Origin of the sequence: Streptomyces africanus, from assembly GCF_002150735.1 — a bacterium.
In the GTDB taxonomy this organism is placed as follows: Bacteria; Actinomycetota; Actinomycetes; order Streptomycetales; family Streptomycetaceae; genus Streptomyces; species Streptomyces africanus.
Genome location: NZ_MUKA01000611.1, coordinates 445 through 688, shown reverse-complemented (window position 1 = coordinate 688; position 244 = coordinate 445). Strand labels below are relative to the sequence as shown.

Below are 244 nucleotides of genomic sequence, written 5' to 3'. Positions count from 1 at the left end.
GGACCGGGGGGAGTGGCTCGCCGGGTTCCGGCCCGCGCTCGCCGACAAGAACGTCCTCATCGTCGGGTACGGGTCGATCGGAGAGGCCATCGAGGACCGGCTCGTTCCGTTCGAGGTGGCGCGGGTGGCGCGCGTCGCGCGCTCCGAGCGCACCACGGCGCGCGGGCCGGTGCATCCGCTCACCGAACTCCCGGCTCTGCTGCCGGAAGCGGACGTCGTCATCCTGTCCACGCCGCTCACCGAG

Annotated in this window: 1 protein-coding gene; it reads left to right on the top strand. The window is 73.4% G+C overall.

Annotated elements, in window-relative coordinates; translation table 11 throughout:
• A partial coding sequence (locus tag CCL05_RS42640; RefSeq protein WP_279629968.1) for an NAD(P)-dependent oxidoreductase occupies nt 1-244 on the top strand: 244 nt, incomplete at both ends.